This is a genomic window from Paraburkholderia sp. BR14374, from assembly GCF_040948685.1.
Lineage (GTDB): Bacteria > Pseudomonadota > Gammaproteobacteria > Burkholderiales > Burkholderiaceae > Paraburkholderia > Paraburkholderia youngii.
The window spans coordinates 139,436-148,089 of the sequence record NZ_JBFPKF010000019.1 but is presented as its reverse complement, the minus strand read 5'-3'; the positions used below and the strand labels follow the sequence as shown (position 1 = coordinate 148,089).

The window sequence follows — 8,654 nt, the reverse complement described above, 5'->3', positions numbered from 1 at the left end:
GAACAGGACCGTGAAACGACTCCACGCCGATGATAGTGCGGATTGCCCGTGTGAAAGTAGGTAATCGTCAGGCTCCCCCAAAAGCCAGAAACCCCACCCGCAGCGGTGGGGTTTTTGCGTTTACGCGGTCAATTCCGCGCGCTTCACTACTTTCCGATCCGCAGCGCATCCTCAAGCTCCTCCGTTGCTATTAGCGTCCGCACGCAAGCCGCAAGATCAAGCGGGAGTCGCCGTTCCCCGCCATGCAAACGCGGCTAGCACCTGCCGGATCGCCGTATCGAACGGTGTGCGTTGGCCGACTCCAAGTGCCTCCAGACGGCTCGTTGCCAAATGGCAGTTGTGAGGGCGCGGCGTCGCATCGGTGGGCGTGTGCTGCGCCGTCAAATGCGCGCGGAGTTGCAATGCTTCTGCCAGGCGCACGGCGATCTCGTACTTGTTCATCGGTTCGTCGCCGGACCATTGCACGATGCCGGAGATCGTTTCGCCGCGCGCGTGTCGCTCGAGCATCTGTCGGATCACGACCGCGACATCGGGCGTGAACGTAGGATAGCGGATCGCCCAAGCGTCCATCTTCGCAGCCTGGCTGCCCGGCGCTGCCGACGCCGCGATCGCCGGCACAAGGCTAGTCACGGCTGACTCCGACCAACTCACAATCGGCCCATACAGCAGCGGCAGGCGCAGCACGCATCCGAGCTCGGCCGTTTCGATTAGCGCTCGCTCTCCCTCGAGCTTGCTCTGTCCATACGCGTTCAGTGGCGCGGGCGTGCTGTCGTGACGATAGGGCGGGTGCTTGCCGTCGAACACGTAGTCGGTCGAGATCGACAGCGTCCACGCGCCGCGTCGATTCGCCGCCCCGGCGATTATTCGCACGGCATCAACATTCAACGCACGAGCATGTGCCGGATCGCGCTCGCATACATCGGGTCGGCGCTCCGCCGCGGCAATCACGACGGCATCCGGTGCCACGTGGTCGATGAAACGCTCGACCGCAAGGCTATCGCGAATATCGAACGCGACCATCTGTGGAGACGGCCGGCTAAATGCTGTGGAGACGATGTGCCAATCGACCTGGCGCGCGAGTTCGTCGTTGAGCGCGCGCCCGAGCAGCCCGGAACCACCGATTACGGCAACCTTGAACATGCCCCGCACCCTCAACGCAGAGACGTGGCCGTGTATCCGGCTTCGTCAATCGCGGCCTTCAGCGCCTCGATCGGTTGTGTCGACTCCACGAGCACACGGCCGCTCGTGAGATCTACCTGAACCTGCGCGGCGGCGTCGTGCTCGCGAATCGCGTTCGTGACGGCAGCCACACAGTGCTGGCAGCTCATGCCTTCTACATGGAGTTCGATTGTCATTGCAAAGACCTCAGCCGAATCAGATCGCGGATAGCCGAATTATGCCTGCCGTTTCGTGTTTGGGTAGCTGACCTTCCCACGGTGGGAAGGTGTAGGATCGCTTCGAGTTCATCCGCAACCTTGGGAAAACAGTCATGAACATTGGCGAAGCGGCCCGCGCGTCGGGCGTTACGGCAAAAATGATCCGCTACTACGAAAGCGTTGGCCTTTTGTCCGCGAAGGCGCGCACGAGCGCTGGTTATCGCGTGTATGGCCCGCAGGAAGTGCATTCTCTTCGCTTTATCCGGCAGGCGCGCCGGCTCGGATTTCTGGTCGAGGATATCCGGCGACTCCTCGCTCTATGGCACGACCGCTCGCGTGCAAGCGCCGAAGTAAAGCGGATCGCGCTCGAGCATGTCGCCGAACTCGATCGCCGCATCGCCGAGTTGACGGACATGCGCGACACCCTCGCGCATCTGGCCGATCATTGCAACGGCGATGACCGGCCAGATTGTCCGATTATTGAGCGACTAGCGGATACGGACCTTGTTTCGGGACAAGGTTGCCATCCGCTTTAGCGGGTGGGTCGAGGAGAGTCGCAACCTGGTCTGCCGATTCGCTTTGGTCAATCGAGTAATGCACCGAAAGGGTGCGTTGAAACCCAGCCAAGGGCGCCCGCGCCGAGCGTGCGGTAAAAACCTCAATAAAATCACCACCGTCAGCGCACCAATGAAGTGCGTTATTCCAAATTGGAATGCACATCATGCGGGCATTTCACTGGCTAGGTTGCCCCTGAAGGCTATAATGCGGGTTAACCCTTTTACGGGGAATCCCTGATGTCAAATCACCGGGGATTCGATCTGATCCTTGGAGAAGTCATGTTTGCATTCATTCTTGAGAAGCTGAGCACTTGGTTCGAAACCGCGGAACGTAGCCGTCGTGAGGCATACCTCGCATCGTCGTCGGATATCGTCCAGCTCGAACAGCGCATCCGTTCGCTCGAAACCAACGGCTATTCGCGCTGAGTTTCCGCTTTGAGTTTGACCTGGCGGCGCCTGCTTTTGCACGGCCATTGCAGTACCAATGTCGAGCCCCGTCAAAGCGGGGCTTTGTCGTATCTGGACATCGAAAACCGCGCGCCTTCGGCGTTTTTCGAGTGATCGCCGCAAGAAGGCTGCTCATGGCGAATATCGACTAGCTTCGTAACGCGGGCCGCGGTAATGTAGGACGTTTTTCGCGCAAGACGGCATTCATAACCAATCGGGCTGCCTATGTCCTCCGTCCGTTCGCTGCAAACTTTCCGATCCCTGATGGCCGCGGCCGCCACGGCGACCTTCGCCACCCTCTGTGCCGCGTCGGACGCATATGCGGTGTCCGATTACGAGCGTCCTCCCGTGGTTCTCGATACGCTTGGCGGCATCAATAATGGCCAGAGCGGTACCGTACTGCTAAGCGCGCCGCCTGCGCCGGAGCCGATCGTCGCGGCGCCGCCGATCGCGGCACCGGTCGAGCTGCCTGCAGAATCGCCGCCGCCGTTCGTGGTCGCGCCTTATATCCAGTTGCCGGCGGGTGGTGGCGTGCCGCCGCGGCCGATGCCCCGACCAGTGCCGTTTCCGCAATAGGTAGCGACGGCGCGAAAGATCGTCGGCGACGCTTCTAACCCGTGTCGCTTCTCCCGCCGAATACGCCAGCTTCGCTCGCCCCGGACAATCCCATTCGGGTTTGGGCGCATGGCGTCCGTGAAACCGTCCGACGACAATCGTTGCGCGCCTCGTCGCCGTGAGCTTCGATCCCCGGCTGCGCGCCTGCGTCACCGCTTCGAACGGAAAACACAAGGAGACGTCATCATGCCCAATCACTGGATGCAGCGTGCGACGCGCGCCTGCCTGATCCTGCTCGCACTGGCTACGCTGCCCGGCGCCGGGTTCGCGAAGGACGCGCCGGAAATGCCGACACTAACGATGGCCGTCGGCGGCTTACCCGGCCTCTACTATTTGCCAGTCCTCGCCGCACAGCAGCTCGGCTACTTCAAGGACGAAGGCCTGAACGTCACGCTCGAAGATTTCGCGGGCGGCTCGAAGGCGCTCGAAGCGGTGGTGGGCGGCAGCGCCGACGTCGGCGCGGGCGCGTTCGAGCACACGCTGTTCATGCAGGCGAAGGGGCAACACTATCGCGCGTTCGTGTTGATGGGCCGCGCACCGCAAATCGTGATCGGCGTGGTGAAGTCGAAGGCCGATCAGATCAAGTCGCTCGCGGACTTCAAAGGCGCGAAGGTCGGCGTGAGCGCGCCGGGTTCGTCGACGGATCTCGTGCTCACCGTCGCGTTGCGCAAGGCCGGCGTGCAGCGCAGCGACATTTCGGCGATCGGCGTCGGAAGCGGCGCCACAGTGCTGGCCGCGGTGGGCAGTGGGCAGATCGACGCGCTATCCAATGTCGATCCAATGATGACCAAGCTCACGCGTAGCGGCGCGATCAAGGTGCTGGTGGATACGCGCACGGTCAAAGGCACGCAGGAGGTGTTCGGCGGTACGATGCCCGCTGCAACGCTTTATGCGCCCGAAAGCTTCATCCAGAAAAATCCGAAGACGACGCAGGCACTGACCAACGCGATCGTGCGCGCGAATCATTGGCTGCAGACCGCGAGCGATGCGGATCTGCTGAAGATGGTGCCGCAAGCCTACCTGTTGGGCGACCCGACGCTTTATCTCGATGCCTTTCACAACGTGCGCGACGCGTACTCGCCGGACGGACTGATGCCCGCAGATGGGCCGGCGACGGCGCTGCGCGCGTTGTCGTCGTTCGACAGCCGGCTCGATCCGAAGAAGATCGATTTGAGTGCGACCTATACGAACCAGTTCGCGAGCAAGGCGGCCGCGCAGTTGAAGTGAGCCCGAGCGCAGATCGGCTTGCGCGGGCAGGCAACTGCAGACCGCACGCGCAATCCGCTCACGCGCCGCACATCGCGTTCAATTGCCGCGATATTCGACCTTGAACGTCGCAGCCTTGTCCTCGCCGAGCATCTTGACGAGCCATGGCATCTGGTCCTTCAGCATCTTGGCGAGCGTATACGGCGGGTTCAGGATGAACATGCCGCTACCGAACAGCCCATAGCCGTCTTCCGGCGGATTGCTGACGGTCAGGCTGACGTGCAGCCAGTTGTCCTTCTGCAATTGTTTCAGCTGATCGGGAAAACGCTGCGACTCGGGGCGCTTGACCTGTGGATACCAGACCGCATACGTGCCGGTCGGAAATCGCTTCAGACTTTCCTCGACACAGCGCAGCGTGCGCCCGTAGTCGCGCTTGTCTTCATACGACGGGTCGAGCAGGATCAGCGCGCGACGCGGCGCCGGCGGCAACAGCGCGAGAATGCCGTCGAAGCCGTCGCCCGCGTACAGCATCGCGCGGCGACCCGCGTCGCGAAAATTGTGGCGCAGCACATCGATTTCGGTGCTGTGCAATTCGAATAGCCGCATACGATCCTGCGCGCGCAACTGTCGCCACGCGAGATACGGCGAGCCCGGATAGAAATGCAGCTGGCCATCGGCATTGAGCGCGCTGACTTCGTCGACGTAGTCGGCAAACAGCGGCGGCAGATCGTTGCGTCCCCACAGTTTTGCGATACCCGTCTCGAACTCGCCGGTTTTCGTCGCGTAGCCTTCCTTCAGCGAGTAGACGCCGGCGCCCGCGTGCGTGTCGATATACCAGTAGGCCTTGTCTTTCTGGCCAAGGTAGCGCAGGAGCTGCAACACGACGGCGTGTTTCAGAACGTCGGCGTGATTGCCGGCATGAAAGGCGTGGCGGTAGCTGAGCATGATGAGAGGACGCTGAGAGAGCGCAGGCCGGCCCGAAGGAGCCGGCGACGCGCGGTCGCGTATTGTACGCGACCGCGCGTGCCCGGTTAGTCACTCAGTGCGTGGCGCTGCGCGCGCGATTACTCGTGCGCGTCGCCGATGATCTCCTCGATCCGCTGCTTGATCTCCGGCGTGATGCGCGTCGCCAGCTCGGCGGACTGCATGTTTTCGCCGATCTGTTCGACGCGCGAGGCGCCCGTGATCACTGTGCTGACATTCGGATTCTTCAGAATCCACGCGATCGCGAGCTGACCGACCGTGCAGTCGAGTTCGTCGGCGACCGCGCCGAGCTGGCCGACCACGTTGTTCCGCGTCGGGTTGGTGAGCTGCTGACGCAGCCAGTCATAGCCCTGCAACTGCGCGCGACTGTCGGCGGGCACGCCGTCACGGTATTTGCCGGTGAGCAGGCCCGATGCCAGCGGACTCCACGTGGTCAGGCCGAGGCCGATGTCCTCGTAAAGCCGCTTGTATTCCTGCTCGACGCGTTTGCGGTGAAACAGGTTGTATTGCGGCTGCTCCATGACCGGCTTGTGCAGATGGTGCCGCTCGGCAATTTCATATGCGGCGCGAATCTCGTCGGCGCTCCATTCCGAGGTGCCCCAGTACAGCGCCTTGCCGCGCGCGATCATGTCGCTCATTGCCCAGACCGTTTCCTCGACTGGCGTGTTCGGATCGGGACGATGACAGAATACGAGATCGACGTAATCCAGTTGCAGGCGCTTCAACGACCCGTCGATGGCGTTCATCAGGTACTTGCGGTTGAGCGTGTGGTACTGGTTCGGCGCTTCGTTGAGTCCCCAGAAAAATTTCGTCGACACAACGTAACTCACGCGCGGCCACGCGAGTTCCTTCAACGCATGGCCCATGATTTCCTCGGATTTGCCGCCCGCATAGACTTCGGCGTTGTCGAAGAAATTGACGCCCGCGTCGCGCGCCGCGGCAAGCGATTCGCGCGCGGCGCGGTGATCCACCTGGTTGCCGTACGTGACCCATGAGCCGATCGACAACTCGCTCACTTGCAGGCCGGAGCGGCCCAGACGTCGATAATTCATGCATGTCTCCTGGTTGGTGATGCCACGGGAATGGAGCCCGGATTCAGTCCGGAAGCGTTCAGTTTAAATAGATCCGGTTTGGCGTGCGTTTTACCTATGTCGTTCACAGGGTTCATGCACAATAGCAAAGTCAGCCGCCGCGCTGCATCCGCCGAACGGTCTATACCGTTTGGCCGACTTCTCCCAGCGCGCGGCTTCGTGGTCTCATTGCTCATCAACTGCATGGAGGTTCTGGATGTCGTCTCTGAACTCGAATCTGAACGGCAAGGTCGCCGTCGTCACTGGCGCCGCGAGTGGCATCGGCAAACAGATCGCGTTGACTCTGTCGGCCGCAGGTGCGGCGGTCGCGATCGCCGACCTGAACCAGGAGGGCGCGAACGCCGTTGCTGAAGAAATCAGAAAGGGCGGCGGTAAGGCAATCGGCGTGGCAATGGACGTGACGAGCGAAGACGCCGTCAACCAGGGTATCGACAAGGTCGCCGAGGAATTCGGCTCGATCGACATTCTCGTTTCCAACGCCGGCATCCAGATCGTCAATCCGATCGAAAACTATTCATTCTCGGACTGGAAAAAGATGCAGGCCATTCACGTGGACGGCGCGTTCCTGACCACCAAGGCAGCGCTCAAGCATATGTACAAGGACAATCGCGGCGGAGTCGTGATCTACATGGGCTCGGTCCACTCGCATCTCGCCTCGCCGCTGAAGTCGGCGTACGTGACCGCGAAGCACGCTCTGCTGGGTCTGTCGCGCGTGCTCGCCAAGGAGGGCGCTGCGCATAACGTGCGTTCGCACGTCGTTTGTCCGGGCTTCGTGCGCACGCCGCTCGTCGACAAGCAGATTCCCGAGCAGGCGAAGGAATTCGGTATCAGCGAAGAGGAAGTCATCAAGCGCGTGATGCTGGGCGGTACCGTCGACGGTATCTTCACGACGGTCGAAGACGTCGCGCAGACCGTGCTGTTCCTGTCGACCTTCCCGAGCGCGGCGCTGACCGGCCAGTCGTTCATCGTGAGCCACGGCTGGTACATGCACTAAGGGCGGCCCATGGCGCAACGCAATCTGAAGCGGGCGCGCGTGGGCGTGTCCGGCGACGGGGAGGGTGCGGGTCCGGCGATTGCCGCCCGCTCGCGCCGGCACCTCCGGTTGCCCGACTACGAAACCGTCGCGCTGATGCTGCAAGGCGGCGGCGCGCTCGGCGCCTACCAGGCCGGCGTCTTTCAGGGGCTTTACGAAGCCGGCATCGAACCGAACTGGATCGCGGGAATTTCGATCGGCGCGCTGAATACGGCGATCATTGCGGGCAATGCGCCGGAGCGACGCGTCGAGCGTCTGCTGCAATTCTGGGAGACGATCTGCCAGCCGGCGTTCGGACCGCCGTTGCCGGCTCCGGTCGAACACGTGCTGTTCAATTCGAGCGAAGCGGTGCGCAAGGCATTTACGGCAGCGCAGGCGATGAGCGCAATCGTCGAAGGGCAAAAGGGCTTTTTCGTGCCGCGTTTCCCGCCGCCGTTGCCCACGGTGTCGGGTCCGCCGCAATTGGCGAGCTACTACGACACCACGCCGCTGAAGGCCACGCTCGAGTCGCTGTGCGATTTCGATCGGATCAATTCCGGGGAAATACGCGTGTCGGTGGGCGCGGTGAATTGCGGCACCGGCAACTTCGCGTACTTCGACAATACGCGCACCACGCTCAGGCCCGAGCATTTCATAGCGTCGGGCGCGTTGCCGCCGGGCTTCGCGGCCGTCGAGATAGACGGTCAGTTCTATTGGGACGGCGGCCTGATGTCGAATACGCCGCTCTACGAGGTGCTCCAGACCACACCGCGTCGCGATACGCTCGCGTTTCAGGTCGATTTATGGAGCGCGATCGGGCCGGTGCCGGACAACATCACCGACGTGCAGGGGCGCATGAAAGACATCCAGTATTCGAGCCGTACGCGTCTCGTGACCGACATGCTGCAGCGTTCGCAGCGTTTCCGTCACGTACTGCGCGAGGTGCTGGACCGTGTGCCCGAAGAGCAACGCGACGATCCGTGGTGCAAGCTAGCCGAAGATCTGTCGTGCTCGAAGCGCTACAACGTGATTCACCTGATCTACCGGCACAAGGAATACGAAGGTCACTACAAGGACTTTCAGTTCGGTCTGTCGACGATGCGCGAGCATTGGCGAAGCGGTCTCGAAGATATTGTCCGTTCACTCGAACAGCCCGACTGGCTCGATATGCCGCAGAACGATGCCGGGTTCGTCACGCACGATATTCATCGGGACTCGCGCTGATTCTTCGCGGAGAAACCCGACGCCGCGCCGGCAAGGCCGAACGAACAGTCCGGCAGGCATAAAAAACGGCGCCCTTTTCTGAAAAGGGCGCCGTTTCTACAGACAGTTGCAGCAGCGAAGCTGCTGCACTGGCGCGGCAAAC

At 61.9% G+C, this 8,654-nt stretch carries 10 protein-coding genes; 6 read left to right on the top strand and 4 right to left on the bottom strand.

Features of this window, described 5'->3' with window-relative positions; genetic code table 11:
• Nucleotides 1-216: 216 nt before the first annotated feature.
• Both AB3X86_RS31170 and AB3X86_RS31165 read right to left on the bottom strand, forming a co-directional pair.
• Nucleotides 217-1,140 (bottom strand): dTDP-4-dehydrorhamnose reductase family protein, encoded by a 924-nt coding sequence (locus AB3X86_RS31170; RefSeq protein WP_368598910.1) that lies wholly within the window; start codon nucleotides 1,138-1,140, stop codon nucleotides 217-219.
• Nucleotides 1,141-1,151: 11 nt separating this feature from the next.
• On the bottom strand, nucleotides 1,152-1,355 hold the full coding sequence (locus AB3X86_RS31165; protein ID WP_176382369.1) for a heavy-metal-associated domain-containing protein: 204 nt from the start codon (nucleotides 1,353-1,355) through the stop codon (nucleotides 1,152-1,154).
• 134 nt (nucleotides 1,356-1,489) lie between these two features.
• On the opposite strand from AB3X86_RS31165, the gene cueR reads away from it, so the two are divergent.
• The 4 genes from cueR to AB3X86_RS31145 all read left to right on the top strand — a co-directional run bounded on the left by cueR (nucleotide 1,490) and on the right by AB3X86_RS31145 (nucleotide 4,222).
• Nucleotides 1,490-1,912 (top strand): Cu(I)-responsive transcriptional regulator, encoded by a 423-nt coding sequence (gene cueR / locus AB3X86_RS31160; RefSeq protein WP_176109093.1) that lies wholly within the window; start codon nucleotides 1,490-1,492, stop codon nucleotides 1,910-1,912.
• Between the two features lie 300 nt (nucleotides 1,913-2,212).
• Nucleotides 2,213-2,359 carry a DUF3563 family protein gene (locus AB3X86_RS31155; protein ID WP_013088978.1) on the top strand — a complete coding sequence of 49 codons (147 nt, stop codon included), beginning with the start codon at nucleotides 2,213-2,215 and terminating at the stop codon, nucleotides 2,357-2,359.
• A gap of 246 nt (nucleotides 2,360-2,605) precedes the next feature.
• Entirely contained in the window at nucleotides 2,606-2,956 is a 351-nt protein-coding gene (locus AB3X86_RS31150; RefSeq protein WP_368598909.1) for a hypothetical protein, read from the top strand.
• Between the two features lie 225 nt (nucleotides 2,957-3,181).
• The gene (locus tag AB3X86_RS31145; RefSeq protein ID WP_368598908.1) at nucleotides 3,182-4,222 is read left to right on the top strand and encodes an ABC transporter substrate-binding protein; all 1,041 of its coding nucleotides are present in this window, start codon (nucleotides 3,182-3,184) and stop codon (nucleotides 4,220-4,222) included.
• Nucleotides 4,223-4,300: 78 nt separating this feature from the next.
• Here the strand turns inward: AB3X86_RS31145 and AB3X86_RS31140 are convergent, their stop codons facing one another.
• Nucleotides 4,301-5,146, bottom strand: coding sequence for a 23S rRNA (adenine(2030)-N(6))-methyltransferase RlmJ (locus AB3X86_RS31140; protein WP_368593200.1), 846 nt, complete (start codon nucleotides 5,144-5,146; stop codon nucleotides 4,301-4,303).
• Between the two features lie 119 nt (nucleotides 5,147-5,265).
• A complete protein-coding gene (locus AB3X86_RS31135; protein ID WP_368598907.1) occupies nucleotides 5,266-6,237 on the bottom strand; it encodes a potassium channel beta subunit family protein in 972 nt (323 codons plus the stop codon).
• Between the two features lie 235 nt (nucleotides 6,238-6,472).
• Here AB3X86_RS31135 and AB3X86_RS31130 point away from each other — a divergent pair, with 235 nt between their 5' ends.
• Both AB3X86_RS31130 and AB3X86_RS31125 read left to right on the top strand, forming a co-directional pair.
• On the top strand, nucleotides 6,473-7,270 hold the full coding sequence (locus AB3X86_RS31130; RefSeq protein ID WP_368598906.1) for a 3-hydroxybutyrate dehydrogenase: 798 nt from the start codon (nucleotides 6,473-6,475) through the stop codon (nucleotides 7,268-7,270).
• A gap of 9 nt (nucleotides 7,271-7,279) precedes the next feature.
• Complete coding sequence (locus AB3X86_RS31125) at nucleotides 7,280-8,512, top strand: DUF3734 domain-containing protein (RefSeq protein WP_368598905.1); 1,233 nt, start codon at nucleotides 7,280-7,282, stop codon at nucleotides 8,510-8,512.
• The last annotated feature ends 142 nt before the right edge of the window (nucleotides 8,513-8,654 follow it).